This window comes from Enterobacter cloacae complex sp. BZL2005, from assembly GCF_049238885.1.
GTDB lineage: Bacteria > Pseudomonadota > Gammaproteobacteria > Enterobacterales > Enterobacteriaceae > Enterobacter > Enterobacter roggenkampii.
The window spans coordinates 1-21226 of record NZ_JBMKGI010000004.1; the positions used below are offsets into that span (position 1 = coordinate 1).

Here is a 21226-nt window from a genome sequence, read left to right on the forward strand (position 1 = left end):
TCAGACACCGTCTGAATTTGCAGCGGGCTGGAGAAAGGGTCATTCTGAGAATGAAGATTCCGACGTTACTAACTGAGTGTTGTATCTAATCGTGGGGGCAGGTCACCGGTATGCGTAGTTCAAAGCTGCTTGCTTGTCGTGCTCAAACCACGGCACTTCATGCTGTGAGCCCACCTAAAGGATGAGTCCAGAGCCGCATGATATGCAGCTCCAGATTCTGGCTCCTTACGTGCATCGTTCAGACCACCGTTACCGTCGAGAGCGAGAAAGGATTTGGTGTACATAGTATTGTTCCTTACCGCCAGACGACACGCAGGGGTCAGCCGTCCCGGTACGAGCAGTGTGGTTGGATGTGAATGGCAGGTCAGTTAAGAAATATCAGAAGAGGGCTAAGTCTGTGCTGGATGTCATTACTGTCTGTTAGTTTTCACACTATGAGGTACTGACGTAAAAAAGTCAGAGTGACTGGCTGCTACGGGGTCTCCCGGTTACCCGCATCGTTACATCCTTCACCACGCAGGCAGGATTTCGCAAAGACCCGATTGCGATCGCGTTCTTCTGTTCGCCGCAGCGCTTCGGCCTCTTGCTCTTTTTGGCGCACTGCGAGCATGGCCTGATGCTTTTCCTGTGCGATCTGTTCAGGAGAGGGACCGGATCCGAGCCACTCTCCCGATGGGGCAATCACGCGGTTGGTTCCGCGAGGGCATCCACAAATGACGACAGAACCATCGACGGCTGAGGCTTGCCCCATCCAGTTGACGCGTGGCTCACCGTTGGCAATCACGCCCTGTTTGCCGCATTTAGGGCATGCCGTGGTTTTATCGCCAACACGAACGATGCCGCGACCGTGCTCGGTGCAGTTGGGCAGAGTTGTGCAGCATATTGCGCCGGTGGTTGTTCTGTCGCCGTGCAGCGCCTGACCGCGTCCATGGTTATCGGAACGGTAGCCCATGTCCTATTCTCCGGGCCAGGTTAAGAAGTCCTCATGAGGTGGAATACCTTCGCGGGTGACCAGATAAGTACTGCCGAGCGGTGTGCTGATAATCTCGTCATCGTTATCAAGCAGGCTGCCAACCAGCGCAACGCCCTGACGTCTCCAGGAAAACGCTTCGCCAGCTGAGGTCATAATCGTGGCGAGCGTTCCATCCGGATAGGCCACACAGTCTCCTTCGACAATCAGGCTGGTGTAACTCCCATCGTCCATGAGCATTGTGGCTTCACGATCGACGGGAAGTACCATGCCGCCCATTCGGGTCTGGCTGCCAGCCGTGGCGATCCGCCAGATGGCGGTGACGGGATGTTGTCGATGAAAGGCTTCTTGTTCAGCAATAATGGCGCACGCGTCCTCAGGCATGGCGGCCAGTTGTTCATCGGAAAAAGGCGAACGATCTATTTCCGCTTTTAATTCAGCGGTAAATTCATTGGTATAAAGCTGCATGACAATTCCTTGTAGGGGCAGAAGAGTAAATGCAGCAATGCTAGGTTTTAGACTGTAAGGCGAATATACATAAAGTGGTTAATAAGTCGGGCTAAAATCCGAAATAAATATCCAGATTGATATTGGTCATCTTTTAAAGAAGGGATAGTAATGGTTCCTGTTAATTATAAATGTAATATTCGTTGAATTGCCGATAAATAATATTATGCAGCGCATGTAATATTTGAATACATACGCTGCATGACGTTTTTTCAAAACACCGGCACCCCCAGCCCCACCTTCACCTCCCTCAACGTCTCCTGCGTCACCCCCTGCGCCCGTTCCGTTCCGCGCTTCAGCATCGCCATCAGTTCTCCCTTATCCTGCATATACATCGCCCTCCGCTCCCGCATCGGCGCAATCAGCTCCTGCAAACACCCCTCCAGCTCGTTCTTGCAAACCCGGTCCCCAAGCCCGCCTAACTGATAGTGCGCCTTCATCGCCGCCACTTTCTCCTTGTCCGGATGAAACGCGTCGAGGTACGTAAACACCACGTTCCCCTCAATCTGCCCCGGGTCGCTCACCTTCAGGTGGTTCGGGTCGGTGTACATGGCGCTGACCGCACGGTGAATGGTCTCTTCACTGGCCGAAAGGTGCAGCGTGTTGCCCAGCGATTTCGACATCTTGGCGCTGCCGTCGATGCCGGGCAGGCGGCTGGTGTCGCTTAGCATCGCCTTACAGTGGCGCAGCACCGGGGCGGGCAGCAGGCTGTTCATCTTGTGCACAATCTCGTTGGTCTGCTCAATCATCGGCAGCTGGTCGTCGCCGACGGGCACGCACTCGGCCTTGAACGCGGTGATGTCCGCCGCCTGGCTGATGGGGTAGGCCATAAACCCAACCGGCAGCGAGCGGGCGAAGCCCTTCTGTGCAATCTCGTTTTTCACCGTCGGGTTACGCTCCACGCGGGCGACGGTGACGATGTTCATATACAGCATCGTCAGCTCGGCGAGGGCGGGCAGGGCGGACTGCAGGCAGATGGTGGTCAGGTTCGGGTCGATGCCCGCGGCGAGGTAGTCGGCCAGCACTTCGGGGATGTTGTCGCGGATCTTCTGCGGGTTGCTGCCGTTGTCGGTTAGCCCCTGAAGGTCAGCAATCAGCACAAACTGGTTGTGCGTGTGCTGGAGCGCCACGCGCTGGCGCAGCGATCCGACGAAGTGGCCGAGGTGCAGCGGGCCGGTTGGGCGATCGCCGGTGAGGATGGTGGGTGCGTTCATAATGACTCCTTAATGTGCAGTTGCCGAAAGGGGTCTTAGAAATGTGAAAGCCGCCTTTCGGCGGCTATCTGAAAATGGGAAAAACTACTCCGTGCCGCCTTTAAGAAGGCAGCCACCAGCGGTTTACGGTGAGCACGGCGTGGTTTATGTTCATCTCTTTACCGTACCACGTCCGGCGCGAAAAACAAAAGGGCACGTCATGCTGCAATCTCTCAACCACCTGACCCTCGCGGTCAGCGACCTGCAAAAAAGCGTTACCTTCTGGCACGAGCTGCTGGGGCTGACCCTGCACGCCCGCTGGAATACCGGGGCCTATCTCACCTGCGGCGATCTGTGGGTCTGCCTGTCGTACGACGAGGCGCGCCAGTACGTGCCGCCGCAGGAGAGCGACTACACCCACTACGCGTTTACCGTGGTGGAAGAGGATTTTGAACCGTTCTCGCACAGGCTTGAGCAGGCGGGCGTCACCGTCTGGAAGCAGAACAAAAGCGAGGGGGCGTCGTTCTATTTTCTCGATCCGGACGGGCACAAGCTGGAGCTGCACGTGGGCAGCCTCGCCGCGCGGCTGGCGGCGTGTCGCGAGAAGCCCTACGCGGGCATGGTGTTTACCTCAGACTAGGCTTGAGGCGCGCACCTTCAGCCTGCCCGCCAGCGTCACGTGCGTGGCGGCATCTTCCTGATTGCACAGGTACTCCACCGCCAGCCGTCCCAGCTCGCTGTAGGGCAACTGGATACTGGTCAGCGGCGGGGTGAGCTGCTCGGAAATCTTCTGGTCGTCGTAGCCCGCCAGCAGCATGTCCTGCGGGATGCGCACGCCGTTCATCGCCAGCGCCTGATAGCAGCCAATCGCCAGCCAGTCGCTGGCGCAGAAGATGGCGTCCGGGCGCTCGACCAGTTCCAGCAGGGAGGTGGTTGCGGTAAAGGACTCGCTGAACTGCCAGTTGGTCTGGCGCACCAGATTATCGTCGCACGCGAGTCCGGCCTGCTGCAGCGCCGCCTGATAGCCCGCCAGACGCTGGCGGGAGGCTTCCATCCAGCTCTCGCCGGTGATGTGAGCGATGCGCGTCGCCCCGCAGGCGATGAGGTGTTTAGTGACCTGGAAGGCGTTGGCGTAGTCGTCCGGGATAAACGACGGCAGCAGCGGCGAGCCGGGGTCGCGCTGGTTGAGCAGCACCAGAGGGATGCGGGTGCAGTCCTGAAACGCCGTCATGTCCACCAGCGTGGTGACCGGTGAGGCGAGGACAATCCCGATGCAGTTGCGCTTCTCCAGCTGGCGGATGATGTTCAGCGCCAGCTCGATGTCGTCGCCGTAGTCGTAGACGGTCAGCAACGTCTCATTGCGCCACGCGGCCTCCCGCGCCTGGCTGATGGCGTCGATAAACGGGTCGAAGCTCTGCATGGAGCTCACCAGCAGGGCGATCTCCTCCTGGTTGCGCGGAGCGTGAACGGCGGGGAGGCGGTCGTAGCCGAGCTCGGTAGCCACATTAATCACCCGCTGGCGAGTGTCGTCGCTGAGCTTGATGTTGCGGGACTGGTTGAGCACCAGCGATACCGTCGCCTGCGACACCCCTGCCGCTCGCGCAATATCGTTCATCGTCACTTTCGTTTTTCGCTTCATCCGTCCTCTCCCTTTCGCGAATTCGCATCATACCCTAACCGCACGCTTTAGCGCCGTCGATCACGTTTCTCATTCATCGAAGCGTGAACTTTGTGAGGGGCATCGCTTTTCTCAACGCCGTGATTTGCGCATTTATCCCGCAGCTAATATTTATTAGCTAAATATTATCAGTAAGAGGACGCGTAATGAAAGAGCAGTGGAGCAGGGAGCAGGCACAGGCGTGGTATCAGCAAAAAGGCTGGCTGTGCGGGTTTAACTATCTGCCGTCGACGGCGGTGAACTGGACCGATATCTGGCAGGCAGAGACCTTCGATGCCGAAACCATCGAGCGCGAGCTGGGCTGGGCGGCGGAGGCGGGCTATAACACCCTGCGCATCAACCTGCCGTTTATCGTCTGGGAGCATGACCGCGACGGGCTGATGGCGCGCATCGACCGCTTTTTGACGATTGCCGACAGTCACGGCTTCAGCACCATGCTGACCCTGATGGACGACTGCGGCTTCTCCGGCGACGAGCCGTACCTCGGCCCGCAAAAGCCGCCGGTGCCGGGCAAGCACAACAGCCAGGCGGCGGCGAGTCCGGGGCGTGACAAGGTGTGCGATCCGGACTGCTGGGCAGACATTGAGCGCTATATCCGCGACGTTGTGCGCCAGTTCCGCGACGACAGGCGCGTGCTGTTGTGGGATCTCTACAACGAGCCGGGCAACCGCGGCATTTTCGCGACGGGCACGCAGGAGGTGCAGTACGACGCGAAGCTGGAGACCTGCGCGCACGAGTTGATGAAGCTCGCATTCCAGTGGGGGCGCGAAGAAGACCCAACCCAGCCGCTCACCGTCTGCGCGTGGCGCCTGCCGCCGGAAGAGGAGGGCGAGACGTTCTTCCAGCATCCGCTGGACCAGACCGCGCTGGCGCTCTCGGACGTGGTGAGCTTCCACGCCTACACCCACACGGGGCGCATGACGGCGATTATTCAGCAGCTGCAACAGCTTGGCCGTCCGCTGTTCTGCACCGAATGGCTGGCGCGCCACGTGGGCAGCACCATCGAAGAGCAGCTCCCGCTGATGTACGCGGCGAAGGTCGCGCCGTACCAGTGGGGGCTGGTGCGCGGCAAAACCCAGACGTGGCTGCCGTGGCCGGTGGTGATGAAGGAGTCCACGGACTACTGCCGTCTCTGGTTCCACGACGTGTTTGAGGAGAACGGCATTCCGTTCTCGCGCCGTGAAATCGCCCTGATGCAGCAGCTGCGCAAGATCGCCCCGAAAGTTAAGGGCTAATAATATCGACCCGGCGGCCGACCGCCGGGCAACCAGGCAGGCATATAACAATGGCAATGACAATGAAAATACCGTCTCGCGAGCTGTGGTCTTATTTTGGCTATGGTTTAGGTCAGTGTTTTAGCTTTGGTTTAGTGGGTTCGTTTATTAACTATTTTTACACCGACGTGCTGGGGATCTCGGCGCTGGCGGCCAGTACCATCTTCCTGATTGCCCGCGCGTGGGACGCGGTTCACGATCCGCTGTTTGCCAGCATTATGGACACCATTAACAGCCGGTTCGGCAAGTTTCGCCACTTTTTACTGATTGCGCCGCTGCTGATTACCGGCGTCACGCTGCTGTCGTTCTATAAAATCGAAGCGGACATGACCACCAAAATCCTCTACGCCGGGGTGACCTACATCCTGTGGGGGACGCTGTACGCCATCTCCGATATCCCGTTCTGGTCGATGTCGTCGGTGATGACCAACGACTCCGGGCAGCGCACCCGCGCGGTGACGGCGGCGATGCTCGGGGTGAACGCCGGGATTGCCTGCGCCAACATCTTCTTCCCGAAGCTGGCGGCCTATTTCGCCCAGTACAGCAATGACAAAGGCTACTTTATGGCGGCGCTGGTGATGATGCTGGTGGGCCTGCCGCTGATGCTCAATGGCTTTATGCAGATCAAAGAGCGCGTGCCGCCGAGTCCGGAAAAGGTGACCATCCGCGACACCTTCCACAACCTGCGCCAGAACAAGCCGCTGTTTATCGTCCTGCTGTCGTTCTTTTTCTGCGTGTTCCACAACGTGGCGGGCGGGCTGTATATCTACTTCTTTATCAACAATCTGGGCGACGGCAGCCTGCAGATGGCGATTGGCGTGATGGGGATTGTCGCGGCGGTGCTGTGCCTGGTTGCCCCGATGCTGACGCGCCGGATGCAGAAGCGAAAGCTGTTTATGATCCTCTGCGGGCTGGACGTGGCGGTGCGCGTGGTGATGTGGTTTGTCGGGTATCAGCAGGTGACGATGCTGTTTATTCTCCTCGGCCTGAGCACGCTGTTCGTGATGATGACCAACATCCTCACCTCGTCGATGATTGCCGACACCATCGAGTACGCGGAGTACCACACTCACAAGCGCTGCGCGGCGATCACCTTCTCCGGGCAGACCTTTACCGGCAAGATGTCGGTGGCGGTGGGCGGCGGGCTAATCGGGGTGTTTCTGACAATGATTGGCTACGTGCCGCAGGCGCAAATCCAGAGCGAGAGCGTGCTGTCGGGGCTGTTCTTCGGGATTTGCCTGCTGCCGGCGATAGGGTCGCTGATCCGCATGGGCTTTATGTCGCGCTTTACCTTTACCGAGGAGAAGCATGCGGAGGTTTGTCGGTTGCTGGCGGAGCGGAACGCGTCTGCGAAAGCGCCGGGCGGCGGCTGCGCCTTACCCGGCCTACAGGACCAGCCCTTGTAGGCCTGATAAGCGAAGCGCCATCAGGCTTCGCATTTAAAGAGTTAAAGCGACTTCACAAACGCCAGCAGATCTTCGTTGAGCTGGTCCTGGTGGGTCAGCGCGAAGCCGTGCGGCGCGTTGTCGTACACCTTCAGCGTGGCGTTTTTGATCATCTCTGCCGCCAGCTTGCCGGTGCTTTCAAACGGCACGATCTGGTCGTTGCTGCCGTGGATCACCAGCGTCGGCACATCGATTTTCGCCATATCCGGGCGGAAGTCGGTTTCGCCGAAGGCGGTCACGCAGTCGATGGTACCCTTCAGGGAGGCCAGCAGGGCGATGTTCAGCGTCTGGGTCAGGGCTCCGGCGGAAACGGTCTGTCCGGCGTTGGTGCCGTAGAACGGGGTGGCGAAGTCGCTGATGAACTGGGCGCGATCTTTGCGCAGTCCGTCGCGAATGCCGTCGAACACGCTCTGATCCACACCCTGCGGGAAGGTGTCGGATTTACCAAAGATCGGCGTGACCGCGCCCAGCAGCGCCAGACCGGCCACGCGCGCGCTGCCGTAGTTGTTGATGTAGCGGGTCACGTCGCCGCCGCCCATGGAGAAGCCCACCAGCGTCACGACCTGCAGATCCAGAGTGGTAATCAGGTCGTTGATGTCGGACGCAAAGGTGTCGTAGTCGTAGCCGTTCCACGGCTGATCCGAGCGGCCAAAGCCGCGGCGGTCAAAGGCGATGGCGCGGAAGCCGCGCTCGGCCAGGTAGTTCAGCTGGCTGTCCCACATGTCGCCGTCCAGCGGCCAGCCGTGGCTGAAGAGAACCGGTTTGCCCGCGCCGCAGTCTTTGTAGTAAATCTGCGTGCCGTCTTTTGCCTTAAACGTTGCCATAGTGTGTTCCTGTACAGGTGATGGTTAGGGTTATACCGGCGCGACCAGGTAGCGAATAGCCGGTGATGTTGTGCCCTGATGAAAAGCCAGAACGCGGCTCTGCAGCAGGAGGTCATTCATGGTGTGGCGCTCCTGTTGGCGCAGATGCTCAATCCACGAGCCCATCAGGAAGGTCTCGATAAACAGGCCGGGGCGCTCGATATCCTCGTACACCGCCCAGCTCATCGCCCCGGCGCGGCGTCGCACCCGGCGCAGCTCGTGGACCGCCTGCAAAAACGCTTTCGCGTTGTGCGGGTCAATGATGTACTCATGCGAGACCAGCACCGGGCCGCGCTCGTTCGGCAGGTCGATCTCCACGCCGTCCAGCGGCTGGCCGCTAAGGTCGAGGTTTAATTCCGGGTTTTTCTCCAGCTTCCAGCGGAACACGGTGGCGCTTGCCAGCACCATCCCCAGCGTGGCGACCACCAGCGCGGTCGGGGTGCCGAACTGCGACGCGATCTGCCCCCAGATGGCGCTGCCCGTGGTCATCGAGCCGAAGAACACCGTCAGGTAGACCGCGAGCGCGCGGGCCTTCACCCAGCGGGCGGCGCTGCGCTGGGCGCCGAGGTTCAGCGTCGAGAGCACCGCAATCCACGCGAAGCCGGTGAAAAACTCAAACAGGTTCAGCAGCCAGACGTGGCGCACGAACGCCAGCGCCAGCATGGTGAGGGCAAAGACCAGGCTGGAGGCCACCATCAGGCGGTCGGCGTTCAGCCGCTGGCGCAGGCGCGGCAGCAGGATCGCCCCGGCAATGGCGCCCAGGCCAATGCACGCCAGCATCACGCCGTAGCCCGCCGGGCCCAGGCCCAGCTCGCGGCGCGCCACCAGCGGCAGTAGCGCCCAGCCCGCGCTGCCGAAAACGAAGAACGCCACGGTGCGCACCAGCACGTTGCGCAGCACCGGGGCGGCGTGCACGTAGCGGATGCCGGTGCGCACCGCCGAGAAGAAGTGCTCCGGCGGCAGACGCTGAATGGACGGGGCCGGACGCCAGCGCCACAGCACCCACGCCACGCCGACCACGGAGAGCGCGTTCAGGGCAAACACCATCCACGGCCCGGCGAGCGACAGCAGGAAACCCCCCAGCGCGGGGCCAATCGCCCGGCTGATGTTCACCCCGAGCGAGTTCAGCGCCACGGCGGCGCCCAGCTCCGGCTTGCTCACCAGATCGGGCACCACGGCCTGGAACGGCGGCGAGCTCATCGCCGCGCCCACGCTCAGCAGAAACGTCGCCACCAGCAGCACGGTCGGGGTGACGTGTCCGGTGAAGGAGAGCGCCGTCAGCCCGGCGGCGGCGATGAACACCCACAGCTGGGAGAAAAGCAGGTATTTACGTCGGTCAACGATGTCCGCCATCACCCCGGACGGCAGGGCGAAGAGGAACATCGGCAGGCTGCTGGCCGCCTGCACCAGCGCGATATCCAGCGGATCGGCGCTCAGGGTCAGCATGCTCCAGTTGATGCCGACGTCGCTCATCCATGAGCCGACGTTAGAGACCACCGTGGCGATCCACAGCATGCGGAACACCGGCTGGCTCAGCGGCTGCCACGGCGAAACCGTCGGTGCGGGCGTCGTCTCGACGTGTGCGTCGCGAACGTCGTTAACCTGGGTCATGCGAACCTCTCCGCTGCCCTACGCTGCAGCCGCCACTGGCCCGGCCCGGTGAGGGCAAGGGTGGTGAAGATAATCAGCAGCAGCCAGCCAAACTGCCCTTCGGCAATCGACCAGTTCGGGTGGACCGCCAGCATCGCCACCAGCAGCACGGCGATGATCGGCAGGCACGCCAGGCGGGTGTAGACGCCCGCAATGATCAACAGCGGGCAAACCACCTCGGCGACAATCGCCGGGATCAGGCTGGCGTAAGGCCCGAAGCCGAACGGATCTTCAATGCGCGTCAGCTCTTCGCTGAAGTGCAGCACCTTCGGCAGGCCGTGGACGTACAGCAGCAGCAGGCTGCCGGTCAGGCGCAGGAAGAACAGCCCCAGGTCGACCCGGGGCGGCATAGTGGTGTTTTTCATCAGAATGCAAAGCAGCTGCAGCCCAGCGCCCCCCAGAAAGCGTTATCGTCGGACACCGGCATCGCTGACGTGCGGGCGAAATCGTGCTGATGGCTGTGAACCCCGCACGGGCCGCTGCAGTGGTGAGCCACACTCATGCCCACGCGGGCGGCCTGCGGCGGCGCGCTGCGGTAGTGGCCCGGCACCTTCACCACCGGGGACCACTCGGGCAGGACCGGGATGGCCGGCGGCGCGAGCGGGCCAAAGCTGCCTGCGGCGTAAACGATATCGCCGTTGACCACCGTGAGAACGGATTCGATGCCCTTGATCTCCTCTTCCGGCACGCGGAAGTAGTCTTTGCTGAGCACGGCCATATCGGCAAGCTGGCCGACCTTGATCTGCCCCTTCTGGTTCTGCTCGCTGGAGAACCACGCGCTGCCCTGGGTCCAGAGCATCAGGGCGGTATCGCGGTCCAGGCGGGCGCTGTGATCGTACATCTGCATCCCGCCGACGGTGCGGCCGGAGACCAGCCAGTAGAGCGCGGTCCACGGGTTGTAGCTCGCTACGCGGGTGGCGTCCGTCCCTAAGCCCACCGGCACGCCGGTCTCGAGCATTTTCGCCACCGGCGGCGTGTGGCGGGTGGCTTCGATGCCGTAGCGCTCGGCGAAGTATTCGCCCTGGAAGGCCATGCGGTGCTGCACGGCAATGCCGCCGCCGAGCGCTTTGATGCGGTCGATGTTGGCCTGGGTGACGGTTTCCGCATGGTCGAAGAACCAGTGCAGGCCGTTGAACGGAATGTCGCGGTTCACCTTCTCGAAGACGTCCAGCATGCGGCTGATGGATTCGTTATAGGTGGCGTGCAGGCGGAACGGCCAGCGGTGCTCCACCAGATGGCGCACCACGCGCTCCAGTTCGTCCTCCATGCCCGGCGCGAGATCCGGGCGCGGTTCGAGGAAGTCTTCAAAATCGGCGGCGGAGAAGACCAGCATCTCGCCCGCGCCGTTGTGGCGGAAGAAGTCGCTGCCCTGGCCCGGCGTGAGCATGTCGGTCCATTTTTCAAAGTCTTCCAGCTCGTGGCCCGGACGCTGGGTAAAGAGGTTGTAGGCGATGCGGATGGTCATCTGCTTTTTCGCGTGCAGCTCGGCGATCACCTCGTAATCTTCCGGGTAGTTCTGGAAGCCGCCGCCCGCGTCGATGGCGCTGGTCAGCCCCAGGCGGTTGAGCTCGCGCATGAACTGGCGGGTGGAGTTAACCTGCTGCTCCAGCGGCAGCTTCGGCCCTTTGGCCAGCGTGGCGTAGAGGATCATGGCGTTCGGACGGGCGATCAGCATCCCGGTCGGGTTGCCGTTGGCGTCGCGCTGGATCTCGCCGCCCGGCGGGTTTGGCGTGTCTTTGGTGTAGCCGACCACCTTCAGCGCGGCGCGGTTGAGCAGGGCGCGGTCGTAGAGGTGCAGGATGAAGACCGGGGTATCCGGCGCGGCGTCGTTGATCTCGTCCAGGGTCGGCATGCGGCGCTCGGCAAACTGGAACTCGGTCCAGCCGCCCACCACGCGCACCCACTGCGGCGACGGGGTGCGCAGCGCCTGCTCTTTCAGCATCCGCAGGGCGTCGGCCAGGGACGGCACGCCTTCCCAGCGCAGCTCGAGGTTGTAGTTCAGCCCGCCGCGGATCAGGTGCAGGTGCGAGTCGTTCAGGCCGGGGATGGCGGTGTGGCCTTTTAAGTCGACCACTTTGGTGCCGTCGCCGTGGTGCTGCATCACCTCGGCGACGGTACCCACTTCCAGAAATTTTCCGTCGCGCACGGCAACGGCTTCCGCGACGGGGTTTTCGCGATCGACGGTGTGAAACTGGCCGTTAACCAGAATGAGATCGGCTTTACCGAGGGTAACCATAACTGCTCCTGACTGAGAGGGGAATGGTCAGGATTATGGGAACCGGTTTCGGAAAAGATCCAGTTATACAATAGGATAGGTATACCAAAGTATAACTATACCTAAGGTTAACTATACGAAGAGATAATTACGCGCGGAGAGGGAAAACCGCAGGATGAAGGTGACTTTATCGCCGTGGCACTCGCGGTGATTTCTACTCTTAACCACTGGAAAATGCTATGACCTCTTCAAAGCTCGAAGTGTTAACCCCTGCGAACTGTCAGATTATCTTTATCGATCACCAGCCTCAGATGGCGTTTGGCGTGCAGTCGATTGACCGCCAGGTGCTGAAAAACAACACCGTGGCGCTGGCGAAAGCGGCTAAGGTGTTCAACATCCCGACCATCATCACCACCGTAGAGACCGAAAGCTTCTCCGGCAATACCTATCCGGAGCTGCTGGACGTGTTCCCGGGCCAGGACATTCTGGAGCGTACCTCCATGAACTCCTGGGACGACCAGAAGGTGCGCGACGCGCTGAAGGCCAACGGCAAGAAGAAGGTGGTGGTTGCCGGTCTGTGGACCGAAGTGTGCAACAACAGCTTTGCCCTGTGCGCGATGCTGGAAGGCGACTACGAAATTTATATGGTGGCGGACGCGTCCGGCGGCACCTCCAAAGAAGCCCACGACTACGCGATGCAGCGCATGATCCAGGCGGGCGTGATCCCGGTGACCTGGCAGCAGGTGATGCTGGAGTGGCAGCGCGACTGGGCGCGTAAAGAGACCTACACCGCGGTGATGGACATCGTGCGCGAGCACTCCGGCGCGTACGGCATGGGCGTGGATTACGCCTACACCATGGTGCACAAAGCGCCGTCTCGCCAGAAGAGCGAGCACCGCACCTTAGCGCCGGTTCCGGCTCGCTAAGTCCCGTCGGCGGGCTGGTCCCTCATCCGGCTCGCCGCTGCCTCTTTCTCTGGAGTTCACGATGAGTACTGGGCTGATATCCCTTGCGGCAGGCGTGTTGATTGGCCTGATGTATGCCGTGCTGAAGGTGCGCTCCCCCGCGCCGCCCGCGCTGGCGCTGATTGGCCTGCTGGGGATGCTGGCGGGTGAACAGGCGACACGCCATCTCTTATCCCGCGACGGCGCGCCGCCGCCTCAGGTGACCGTTCCGCAGGCAGCATCGCAGACGGGAGCGTCATCATGAAAGCATGGATAATTTCGCTGGTGTGCGGCGTGGGTGCTGGGGTAATTTACGCTCTGCTCGACGTCCATTCCCCGGCGCCGCCGGTTGTCGCCCTGCTTGGCCTGTTTGGCATGCTGGTGGGTGAACAGCTCATCCCGGTGGGACGGCGTTTACTGAGTCGCGAACCGCTTACCCTCGCCTGGTTTCGTCACGAATGCGTACCGAAAATCAGCGGCACGGCGCCCCCTGCGCCCGCGAAGGATACTCGCGACGTTAAATGACTGGTTAGAGGAATAACAGCATGACGCTGCCGTGGCGCATTGCCATCATTGATGACGAACGTTCCGTCCGCAGCGGGTTGAGTAATCTCCTGGAGTCGGAAGGCTATTCGACCGATACGTTTGATTCGGCAGAGGTATTTCTGAGCCATCCGCTCGCCCTGTCCGGCGCGGCGCTGGTGATCACCGATATCAAGCTGCGGGGCATGAGCGGCCTTGAGCTGTTTGACAAGCTGCGGCTGCTGGCCGTACCGCCGCCGCCCGTGCTCTTTATCTCCGGTCATGCTGATGAAAATATGCAGCGGTACGCTCTCGGTCTGGGCGCCGCTGCTTTTTTGCGTAAGCCCATTAACATCGATATTCTGCTGGATCATATCCAGCGGGAGCTGGCCCGCCGACAATAAGGATCGCGGATGAACGAAAACGAGCAGCCTGCATTCTGGCCCGCCCAGGGGAATCTTCACCAGGGGCGGGTTTTTGTCCTTAAAGAGGATGTGATTTTTACCGTGCTGGCGCAGGAGGGCGGAATCGCCTGGATGCACGCGCGACATCCTCATTCCGGCGGCTCGTTCATTATCGCCACCGCGGTCAGCGACGAAGAGGAAGAGCGGGCCACCCGGCTGCTCAAAAACGAGTTTGCGCTGCGCGATATGCTGCAGGACAGCTGGGCCATTCGCGCCGTCGCCTCCACCCAGTACCGGGGACGCTTCGCGCTGGTGTACGCCCCGTTTTCCTTTGAGCTGCTGGCGCGGCGCGCGGGCAGGGCGATCTCGGGGATCGCGCGCTTTATCGAGCTGGCGATCCAGATCTGCGTCCCTCTGCGCCAGATGCATCTGCAAAACCTGATCCACGGCGATATCAAGCCCGGCAGCATTTTTGTTCAGCACGATGCCACCTGCCGTCTGGGCAGCTTTGGCCTCTCCTGCACGCTCTCCGATGCTTTCTCCCAGACCCGGCTTGCGGTTTCAGGCGGTACGCCTGCCTGGATGTCGCCGGAACACACCTCCCGCACCCAGCGTCCCGTGGATAACCGCAGCGATCTCTACAGCCTCGGCATGGTGCTGTATGAACTCCTGACTGGCCGCCTGCCGTTTGAGCTGGGAGAGGACGACCAGACCAACTGGGCGCATTACCACATCGCCTCGGCGCCGCTGGCCCCGGACGCGATACGCCCGGACGTGCCGGGGATGCTGTCGACCATCATCCTGAAGCTGCTGGAAAAGCACCCCGATAACCGCTACCAGACGGTCGACGGGCTGATTGCCGACCTCCGCCGCTGCCAGGCGACGCTGACCTGCGAGGGCGACATCGTCGCCTTTACCCCCGGCCAGCAGGACCGTACCCCGGCGATCCATCTGGCGGACTCCCTGTTCGCGACCCATCCGCAGGCGAACGACGTCATTGCCGCGTTTGAGCGGGTGGGGCAGAACCGCGTGCCGGAGCTGGTGACCATCGGCGGGCCGTCGGGGATCGGCAAATCCTCGATCATTGCGACGGCGCTTAAAACGCTGCAGCAGCGCGCGGTGCTGCTGGCGGTGGGCAAAGTCGATCAGTTTTCACCGTCGCTGCCCTACGGCGTATTAAGCTCCGCGTTCCGCACCCTGACGCTGCACCTGCTGGGGCTGCCGGCAGACGAGGTGGCGAAGTGGAAAATCCGCCTCTCGCGCGCCCTTGAAGGCTATGAAGAACTGGCCGTCAGCCTGGTGCCCGAGCTGGGCCTGCTGCTTGAGAGCAAGCCGCGCTTCTCGGCGGATACGTTTTCTATTGATGCCCGGGCGCGCTTCAGCCATATGGTGCTGGCGCTGGTGAAAACCTTTGCCTCGCAGGGCTGCCCGCTGGTGCTGGTGCTGGACGATCTTCAGTGGAGCGATGCCGCCAGCCTGCAAACGCTCAACGCGCTGCTGGTGAACTGCGGCGCCATCCCGCTGCTGGTGGTTGTCGCTCACCGCGATATCGGCTCGTTGTCCGACCCCACGCTGCAACAGCAGCTGGCGAGCCTGCCGGAGGCGGCACAGCACGCGAGCGAGATTGTCCCGCAGGCCCTCTCGGTTAAAGCCGTGGCGCGCTGGCTGGCAACGGTGTTTCGCACCCGCAGCGCGGCGACGACCGACCTTGCCACCCTGATCCACGAGAAGACGGGCGGCAACCCGCTTTTTGTGCATGAATTTTTCCGCCGCATCGTCGACGACGGGCTGGTGATGCACAACAAATACCAGGACAAGTGGCATTACGATCTGCAGGCGATCCGCGCCCGGCATTACACCGAAAACGTGGTCACCCTGGTGCTGGAGCAGCTCGAAGAGCTGCCCGACGAGACGCGCCGCCTGCTGGGCAGCATCGCCTGTCTCGGCGGCACGGGCGAGATGGAGATGATGTGCCGCGTGGTCGGCATGTCGATGGCGGAAATGCGCTATGCGCTGCACCCGGCGGTGATGGCGCAGCTTATCGTGCTGACGGAGAAAGCGTACTCCTTCACCCACGACCGGGTGCAGGAGGCTGCCGTTGCGCTGCTGGATCGGCATGAGAAAAGCCATCTTCACCTGACCACCGCCAGCCTGCTGGCCGACGCCGCGCGCCAGGCGGCGGGGAATGAGCTGCTGTTCCGCGCCGTACATCACGTCACGGCCGCGCTGGACAGCATCCAGCCCGCCCCGCAGCGCCAGCGGTTCCGTGAGCTGAGCCTGCTGGCCGCGCGACGCGCGAAGCGTTCGGGAGATTATCTTTCGGCGCTGAGCTATATCCAGACCGCCAGAGCGCTGGGCAACGCCGGGACGGTGTCGGACTTTATGCTCGATATCGAAGAAGCGGGCTGCGAGTTTGCGCTGGGGCACCTGGAGCGCACCCGCGAACTGTGTGACGCCATTCTCGGCTGCCCCGGCGGGCTGACCGAAAAAGCGCTGGCGGCCAATCTGCTGGTGGAAGTGTACATTCGCCAGTCGGATAGCCGTCTGGCGCTGGAGGCGGCGCTCTGCTGGCTGGGGGTGTTTGGCATCCAGATTGGCCGCTATCCGGAAGATGCCGACTGCGACGAGGCCTGGGAACGCTTTTGCAACCGCGCAAATGACGCGCCGCAACATCTCTTTGCCCCGCTCTCGCGGATGGAGAACCCGGAAACGGAAGCGGTGATGAACCTGCTCTACAGCGCCAGCATTTGCGCCAGCTTCATCTGCCCGCGCCTGCATTTCTTACTGCTCTGCCGCATGATGCACCTGACCCTCGACCACGGCATCACCGGCGCCTCCACCACGGCGATGGCCTGGTTTGGCGTGCTGATGGGCCACCGCTACGCCGAGTATCGCCTCGGGTTTCAGTACGGCACGCTGGCCCGCGAGCTGGTGACCCGCCACGGCTACGATGCCTTTGAAGCCAAGACCCTGCTGCCGCTCGACCAGCTCAGCGTCTGGACCCAGCCTTTGTCGTTCACCATCGAGTGCGCGAAAGCCTGCTTCAGCGCGGCGGTCACCCACGGGGATATGACGATGGCCTGCTTTGCGGCCTGCCACCAGGTCATTAATTTCCTCTCGCGGGGCGATCACCTGGACGGGGTGCTGACCAGCATCGATCGCGGCCTGGCGTTCGTGCGGAAAACCCACTTCCAGGACGTGGAAAGCATTTTGATGGTGCAGCGCGGCTACGTTGAGTTCCTGCGCACGCCGGTCATCGGCACCTGGACCGCGTCGCAGGTCTTGCCCGAGGCGCTGCTTCCCGCGTCGCCGGAGCAGACCTCCACCATGCTGTTCTGGTACTGGCTCTATCGCGGCATGGCGCACTTTACCTGCGGCGAGTACGCCGACGCGCAGGCGGATCTCGAGATGGCGGGGTGGTACGCGTGGTCCGCGCCGGGGCACATCCATCTGCTGGATTACCATCTCTACAGCGCGCTGGCGCTTTCGCGTCAGCTGACGCCGGAGACCTTCTCGGCGAACCACCGCCGCAGCATTCACGCCCACTATGACAAAATCGCCCTCTGGGCGCGCATTAATCCCGGCACGTTCGCGGATAAAGAGGCGCTGATCTACGCCGAAATCGTGCGTCTTGACGGGATGAACAGCATCGCGCTTGAGCAGTATGAGAAGGCGGTCCGGCTCTCCCGCGAGGGCGGGTTTAATCCGATTAATGCCCTGGCCCACGAGCTGGCGGGCCGCTTTGCGCTGGCCTGCGGCTACCCAACCGCCTCGGATGCACACTTCCGCGGCGCAATTGCCGCCTGGGGCCGGGCGGGCGCGCAGGCCAAGGTGCGCCAGCTGGAGCAGGATTTCCCGCACCTGCTGGCCTCCGGGCAGACCAGCGCCTATGACACGGTGGCGTTCGCCCAGAACGAGACCATCCGCGATCTGCAGAGCGTGATCAAAGCCTCCCGCGCGCTGTCGGAAGAGATCAACCTTGAGCGCTTAATCGAAAACCTGATGACGATCCTCCTCGAACGCGCCGGGGCGCAGCGCGGCCTGCTGCTTCGCGTGAGCGATAGTCTCATTCCGGAGATCGAGGCCAGCGCCTGGACCAGCACCGACGGCGTGCGGGTGCGGATCCTGAAAGACGTGCCGACGGCGACCGACCTGCCGCTGTCGGTGCTCGCGGCGGTGATCCGCACCGGGCAGGAGATCCGCACCGGCAGGCCGGAGGAGTTTCACCCCTTCAGCCAGGACCCCTATCTGGTGACCTCGGGGGCGGCGGTGATGTGCGTCCCGATGTTCAAACAGGCGCGGCTGGTGGGCGTGCTGTACCTGGAAAACCGCCTGATGCCGGAAGTGTTTACCGCCGAACACTCGCGCGTGGTCAGCCTGCTGGGCGCGCAGGCGGCGGTCTCCCTGGAGACGGCGCGGCTGTACGCCGAGCTGCTGGCGGAGAACATCCAGCGCCGCCGGGTGGAGAAAGAGCTGCGCGCCAGCCAGACCTCGCTGATGCTGGGCGAGCAGATCAGCCACACCGGCAGCTGGCGCTGGGAGCTGGAGCAGGATCTGATGTTTGTCTCGGACGAGTACGCCCGCATTCTCGGCCTGCCCGAGCAGCAAAAGACGATCTCCATGGCGGAGTTTTTGACCTTCGTCCATGAGGACGATTACGCCCGCATCAGCGCCATTGTTACCCAAAGCGTGCGCGACGGGCTCTCGATGCGCGCGGAGTTTCGCGTTAAGCGTCCCGACGGCTCAACGCGCTACATCCTCGGCATTGGCGATCCGGTGGGCGTGGGCAGCGAGGTGAACGAGTATTACGGCATCATCACCGATATCACCAGCCAGCGCGCCGCGGAGGATGCCATGCGGGTGGCGCAGGCGGATCTGGCGCGGGTGTCCCGGGCCACCACCGTCGGACAGCTGACCTCCTCCATCGCCCATGAGATCAACCAGCCGCTGATGTCGATCGTCTCGAACGCCGGAGCGAGCCTGCGCTGGCTCAGCCGCGAGCCCGCCCGGCTGGATAAAGTGCGGGAAGGGCTGGAGGAGATCGCCGCCGAAGGCGCGCGGGCGGGGGAGATCATTCGCAGCATTCAGTCCCTGACGCGCAAGCAGGATCCCACCTTCTCGCGCATCGACATGCACTCCCTGATCCACCATATCATCACGCTTTCGCGCAGCGAGCTGGAGCAGCGACACATAAGCGTTGATTATCTGTTGAACGCCAGCGACAGCTTTATCACCGGCGATAGCGTGCAGATCCAGCAGGTGCTGTTGAATCTGGTGATGAACGCGGTTGAGGCGATGGCCGAGGTGAAGGAGCGTGCCAGCACCATCACCCTCAGCACCAGCAACGCGGACGGGAAGGTGATCGTTGAGATCGCCGACACTGGCAGCGGCATTGAGCCCGAGCGGCTGGAGCAGATTTTTGACTCGTTCTATTCCACCAAGCCGCAGGGAATGGGGATGGGGCTGACCATCAGCGCCAGCATTATCGAGCGCCACTGCGGGAAGCTGAGCGCGCGCCGCCGGGAGCCGCACGGCACGGTATTTGCCTTCGCGCTGCCGCTGGCCGCGCAGGAAGCGTAAACGTTACTCCGCGGGCTGGCTTTTGGTCAGGCGCTCAACGGCCCTGACCAGCTCGGCCACGGAGCGCACCTGCATTTTCTCCATCACGCGGCGGCGGTGCACCTTCACCGTGATCTCGCTGACGCCCAGCTCGGCGGCAATTTGCTTGTTCAGCATGCCGCTTATCGCCAGCGTCAGCACCTCATGCTCGCGCGGCGTAAGGGACATGTGGCGCTGCTTCAGGGCGTAGTGCTCTTTATTGCGCTCGGCGTTGTTTTCCGCCAGCTGCAGTGCAGATTCGATGGCGTCTATCAGCGCGTTAGATTCGACGGGCTTGGTGAGGAATTCGTACGCGCCGCCTTTGATGGCGCGCACCGACATCGGGATTGTGCCGTGGCCGGTGAGGAAAATAATCGGGATTTCGCGCCCGCTTTCCTTGAGGGCGTCTGCTACCTCAAAACCCGAAATGGCGGGCATTTGCATATCGAGGATCACGCACGACGGCAGATCCTCAAAGCGGTATTGCAGAAACGCTTCTGCCGATGAAAAGCCGATGGCGTTCAGGCCTGCCGAGTCCAGCAGCCCGATCACGGACTGTCTGACGGCGTCATCGTCATCTACCACATACACAATGTGTTCCATTCACCGCCCCGGTGCTGATTGACATGTCGAGGATGCAAACAGTCACTACGGCGACGTAAGAGACTGTTTATGCTGCCTTTCATCTTAACACATTAACTATCATTATCATTTAACAATATGATAACCGTATGAAGTATAGCGAGCCGGGGCGGGGGCGGTGAAGGAACGAAACGCTGTTTTTATGCACCGACAAGCTCAATGCGGTTGCCGTCCGGGTCCGCGATCACCGCCTCATAAAAGCCATCTCCGGTCAGGCGCGGAGCGCTGAGCAGCGTGCCGTTGGCCTGGGCTCGCTCGGCCATGCTGTCCACTTTTGCCTTGCTGCCGACGTTGATGGCGATATGCGCCCAGCCGATAAACTCCGGGTGCAGCGGGGCGTCGGGCAGCTCCGGCAGCGTCATGAGCTCGATGGTCGGACCGTCATCCAGCGTAATAAAGTGTGATTCAAACCCCGGACGATTTTTACTGACGTAGCGTTCGTTACTGCGGCCATTAAAAACCGTTTCCCAGAACTGAACCTGGGCGTTCAGGCTGCGGGTCCAGAGTGCAACATGGGCAATATGCATAAGTTCCCTCGTGATGTGTCGGTGAGGACTTTCACCGGTAAAACAGGCTACACTCTGGTTTTGAGCGCGACAAGCTGAGGAAAAGACAATGCACTACACACTGAAAGAAAGCGACAAGGATAAAGCGGAAGGGTCAAACGGCGCGGGCGCTCTGCAGCAAAAACTGCTGGAGTCCCGTTCGATTGTGATCTCCGGTGAGATCAACCAGGAGCTGGCGCAGAAAGTGATCACCCAGATGATCCTGCTGCAAAGCGTCAGCAACGATCCGATCAAGCTGTACATCAACAGCCAGGGCGGCCATGTGGAAGCGGGCGACACCATCCACGACTTCATCAAATTCATTCGCCCGGAAGTGCACGTGATCGGCACCGGCTGGGTGGCGAGCGCCGGGATCACCATCTTCCTGGCCGCGAAAAAAGAGCACCGCTACTCGCTGCCAAATACCCGCTTTATGATCCACCAGCCGCTGGGCGGCGTGCGCGGTCAGGCGACGGATATTGAGATCGAAGCGCGCGAGATCATCCGCATGCTGGATCGCGTGAACAAGCTGATCGCTGACGCTACCGGCCAGCCGCTGGAAAAAGTGAAAAAAGACACCGACCGCAACTTCTGGATGTCCCCGGCGGAAGCGCTGGACTACGGCATCGTGGGCAAGCTGATCACCCATTATGACGAGCTGAAGCTGGACTAAGTTTTTACCGCCGTGTACGTGTCGGGTGGCGGCTAGCCTTACCCGACCTACACGCCCTCGTTTGACCCATGACAAGTTCCCCCTCTGCCTTCTTGCCTATAAT

Annotated in this window: 18 protein-coding genes and 1 pseudogene; 9 read left to right on the plus strand and 10 right to left on the minus strand. The window is 61.7% G+C overall.

The window, feature by feature from the left end; all coding sequences use genetic code 11:
• Nucleotides 1-472: 472 nt before the first annotated feature.
• The 3 genes from ACOTXI_RS09560 to trpS form a co-directional block, all read right to left on the minus strand.
• Nucleotides 473-952, minus strand: a complete 480-nt coding sequence (locus tag ACOTXI_RS09560; RefSeq protein ID WP_058654270.1) for a PAAR domain-containing protein — start codon at nt 950-952, stop codon at nt 473-475.
• A 3-nt stretch (nt 953-955) separates the two neighbouring features.
• Complete coding sequence (locus tag ACOTXI_RS09565) at nt 956-1438, minus strand: hypothetical protein (RefSeq protein WP_039023964.1); 483 nt, start codon at nt 1436-1438, stop codon at nt 956-958.
• A gap of 251 nt (nt 1439-1689) precedes the next feature.
• Nucleotides 1690-2691 carry a tryptophan--tRNA ligase gene (gene trpS, locus ACOTXI_RS09570; protein ID WP_039023963.1) on the minus strand — a complete coding sequence of 334 codons (1002 nt, stop codon included), beginning with the start codon at nt 2689-2691 and terminating at the stop codon, nt 1690-1692.
• A gap of 199 nt (nt 2692-2890) precedes the next feature.
• On the opposite strand from trpS, the gene fosA reads away from it, so the two are divergent.
• On the plus strand, nt 2891-3310 hold the full coding sequence (gene fosA, locus ACOTXI_RS09575) for a FosA/FosA2 family fosfomycin resistance glutathione transferase (protein ID WP_058654269.1): 420 nt from the start codon (nt 2891-2893) through the stop codon (nt 3308-3310).
• Here fosA and ACOTXI_RS09580 read toward each other — a convergent pair.
• The gene (locus ACOTXI_RS09580) at nt 3302-4309 is read right to left on the minus strand and encodes a LacI family DNA-binding transcriptional regulator (protein ID WP_058654268.1); all 1008 of its coding nucleotides are present in this window, start codon (nt 4307-4309) and stop codon (nt 3302-3304) included. The two genes, fosA and ACOTXI_RS09580, sit on opposite strands and share 9 nt — an antisense overlap.
• A gap of 185 nt (nt 4310-4494) precedes the next feature.
• Here ACOTXI_RS09580 and ACOTXI_RS09585 point away from each other — a divergent pair, with 185 nt between their 5' ends.
• Both ACOTXI_RS09585 and ACOTXI_RS09590 read left to right on the plus strand, forming a co-directional pair.
• The gene (locus ACOTXI_RS09585; RefSeq protein ID WP_058654267.1) at nt 4495-5583 is read left to right on the plus strand and encodes a cellulase family glycosylhydrolase; all 1089 of its coding nucleotides are present in this window, start codon (nt 4495-4497) and stop codon (nt 5581-5583) included.
• 50 nt (nt 5584-5633) lie between these two features.
• Complete coding sequence (locus tag ACOTXI_RS09590; RefSeq protein ID WP_058654266.1) at nt 5634-7028, plus strand: MFS transporter; 1395 nt, start codon at nt 5634-5636, stop codon at nt 7026-7028.
• Between the two features lie 41 nt (nt 7029-7069).
• Here the strand turns inward: ACOTXI_RS09590 and ACOTXI_RS09595 are convergent, their stop codons facing one another.
• From ACOTXI_RS09595 to ACOTXI_RS09610, 4 genes are read right to left on the minus strand one after another with little or no spacing between them, the layout of a single operon-like run.
• Nucleotides 7070-7891 carry an alpha/beta fold hydrolase gene (locus tag ACOTXI_RS09595; protein ID WP_058654265.1) on the minus strand — a complete coding sequence of 274 codons (822 nt, stop codon included), beginning with the start codon at nt 7889-7891 and terminating at the stop codon, nt 7070-7072.
• Nucleotides 7892-7921: 30 nt separating this feature from the next.
• The gene (locus ACOTXI_RS09600; RefSeq protein WP_058654264.1) at nt 7922-9541 is read right to left on the minus strand and encodes an MFS transporter; all 1620 of its coding nucleotides are present in this window, start codon (nt 9539-9541) and stop codon (nt 7922-7924) included.
• Nucleotides 9538-9945, minus strand: a complete 408-nt coding sequence (locus tag ACOTXI_RS09605; protein ID WP_058654263.1) for a DoxX family protein — start codon at nt 9943-9945, stop codon at nt 9538-9540. Before ACOTXI_RS09605 ends, ACOTXI_RS09600 begins: the two co-directional genes overlap by 4 nt.
• Nucleotides 9945-11816, minus strand: a complete 1872-nt coding sequence (locus ACOTXI_RS09610; protein ID WP_058654262.1) for an amidohydrolase — start codon at nt 11814-11816, stop codon at nt 9945-9947. Before ACOTXI_RS09610 ends, ACOTXI_RS09605 begins: the two co-directional genes overlap by 1 nt.
• Nucleotides 11817-12034: 218 nt before the next feature.
• Here ACOTXI_RS09610 and ACOTXI_RS09615 point away from each other — a divergent pair, with 218 nt between their 5' ends.
• From ACOTXI_RS09615 to ACOTXI_RS09635, 5 genes are all read left to right on the plus strand, one after another.
• A complete protein-coding gene (locus ACOTXI_RS09615; RefSeq protein ID WP_008501349.1) occupies nt 12035-12721 on the plus strand; it encodes a hydrolase in 687 nt (228 codons plus the stop codon).
• A 61-nt stretch (nt 12722-12782) separates the two neighbouring features.
• Nucleotides 12783-13004, plus strand: a complete 222-nt coding sequence (locus ACOTXI_RS09620) for a DUF1427 family protein (RefSeq protein ID WP_024909508.1) — start codon at nt 12783-12785, stop codon at nt 13002-13004.
• Entirely contained in the window at nt 13001-13264 is a 264-nt protein-coding gene (locus ACOTXI_RS09625; RefSeq protein WP_008501347.1) for a XapX domain-containing protein, read from the plus strand. Before ACOTXI_RS09620 ends, ACOTXI_RS09625 begins: the two co-directional genes overlap by 4 nt.
• Nucleotides 13265-13284: 20 nt before the next feature.
• Nucleotides 13285-13665, plus strand: a complete 381-nt coding sequence (locus ACOTXI_RS09630) for a response regulator transcription factor (RefSeq protein ID WP_008501346.1) — start codon at nt 13285-13287, stop codon at nt 13663-13665.
• Nucleotides 13666-13674: 9 nt separating this feature from the next.
• The gene (locus ACOTXI_RS09635; RefSeq protein ID WP_421633869.1) at nt 13675-19245 is read left to right on the plus strand and encodes a trifunctional serine/threonine-protein kinase/ATP-binding protein/sensor histidine kinase; all 5571 of its coding nucleotides are present in this window, start codon (nt 13675-13677) and stop codon (nt 19243-19245) included.
• 3 nt (nt 19246-19248) lie between these two features.
• Here the strand turns inward: ACOTXI_RS09635 and ACOTXI_RS09640 are convergent, their stop codons facing one another.
• Both ACOTXI_RS09640 and ACOTXI_RS09645 read right to left on the minus strand, forming a co-directional pair.
• A complete protein-coding gene (locus ACOTXI_RS09640) occupies nt 19249-19866 on the minus strand; it encodes a response regulator transcription factor (RefSeq protein ID WP_021240632.1) in 618 nt (205 codons plus the stop codon).
• 179 nt (nt 19867-20045) lie between these two features.
• Nucleotides 20046-20432, minus strand: a complete 387-nt coding sequence (locus ACOTXI_RS09645) for a VOC family protein (RefSeq protein ID WP_023293372.1) — start codon at nt 20430-20432, stop codon at nt 20046-20048.
• Nucleotides 20433-20514: 82 nt separating this feature from the next.
• Here ACOTXI_RS09645 and ACOTXI_RS09650 point away from each other — a divergent pair.
• Nucleotides 20515-21123: pseudogene (locus ACOTXI_RS09650) on the plus strand (ATP-dependent Clp protease proteolytic subunit); the annotation flags it as partial.
• Nucleotides 21124-21226: the final 103 nt, after the last annotated feature.

Coding starts and splice junctions, on each gene's coding strand:
- ACOTXI_RS09640 (WP_021240632.1), bottom strand. CDS start 19,866: ATGGAACACATTGTGTATGTGGTAGATGACGATGACGCCGTCAGACAG.
- ACOTXI_RS09615 (WP_008501349.1), top strand. CDS start 12,035: ATGACCTCTTCAAAGCTCGAAGTGTTAACCCCTGCGAACTGTCAGATT.
- fosA (WP_058654269.1), top strand. CDS start 2,891: ATGCTGCAATCTCTCAACCACCTGACCCTCGCGGTCAGCGACCTGCAA.
- ACOTXI_RS09585 (WP_058654267.1), top strand. CDS start 4,495: ATGAAAGAGCAGTGGAGCAGGGAGCAGGCACAGGCGTGGTATCAGCAA.
- ACOTXI_RS09620 (WP_024909508.1), top strand. CDS start 12,783: ATGAGTACTGGGCTGATATCCCTTGCGGCAGGCGTGTTGATTGGCCTG.
- ACOTXI_RS09625 (WP_008501347.1), top strand. CDS start 13,001: ATGAAAGCATGGATAATTTCGCTGGTGTGCGGCGTGGGTGCTGGGGTA.
- ACOTXI_RS09595 (WP_058654265.1), bottom strand. CDS start 7,891: ATGGCAACGTTTAAGGCAAAAGACGGCACGCAGATTTACTACAAAGAC.
- ACOTXI_RS09605 (WP_058654263.1), bottom strand. CDS start 9,945: ATGAAAAACACCACTATGCCGCCCCGGGTCGACCTGGGGCTGTTCTTC.
- ACOTXI_RS09565 (WP_039023964.1), bottom strand. CDS start 1,438: ATGCAGCTTTATACCAATGAATTTACCGCTGAATTAAAAGCGGAAATA.
- ACOTXI_RS09600 (WP_058654264.1), bottom strand. CDS start 9,541: ATGACCCAGGTTAACGACGTTCGCGACGCACACGTCGAGACGACGCCC.
- ACOTXI_RS09630 (WP_008501346.1), top strand. CDS start 13,285: ATGACGCTGCCGTGGCGCATTGCCATCATTGATGACGAACGTTCCGTC.
- ACOTXI_RS09645 (WP_023293372.1), bottom strand. CDS start 20,432: ATGCATATTGCCCATGTTGCACTCTGGACCCGCAGCCTGAACGCCCAG.
- ACOTXI_RS09560 (WP_058654270.1), bottom strand. CDS start 952: ATGGGCTACCGTTCCGATAACCATGGACGCGGTCAGGCGCTGCACGGC.
- ACOTXI_RS09610 (WP_058654262.1), bottom strand. CDS start 11,816: ATGGTTACCCTCGGTAAAGCCGATCTCATTCTGGTTAACGGCCAGTTT.
- trpS (WP_039023963.1), bottom strand. CDS start 2,691: ATGAACGCACCCACCATCCTCACCGGCGATCGCCCAACCGGCCCGCTG.
- ACOTXI_RS09635 (WP_421633869.1), top strand. CDS start 13,675: ATGAACGAAAACGAGCAGCCTGCATTCTGGCCCGCCCAGGGGAATCTT.
- ACOTXI_RS09580 (WP_058654268.1), bottom strand. CDS start 4,309: ATGAAGCGAAAAACGAAAGTGACGATGAACGATATTGCGCGAGCGGCA.
- ACOTXI_RS09590 (WP_058654266.1), top strand. CDS start 5,634: ATGGCAATGACAATGAAAATACCGTCTCGCGAGCTGTGGTCTTATTTT.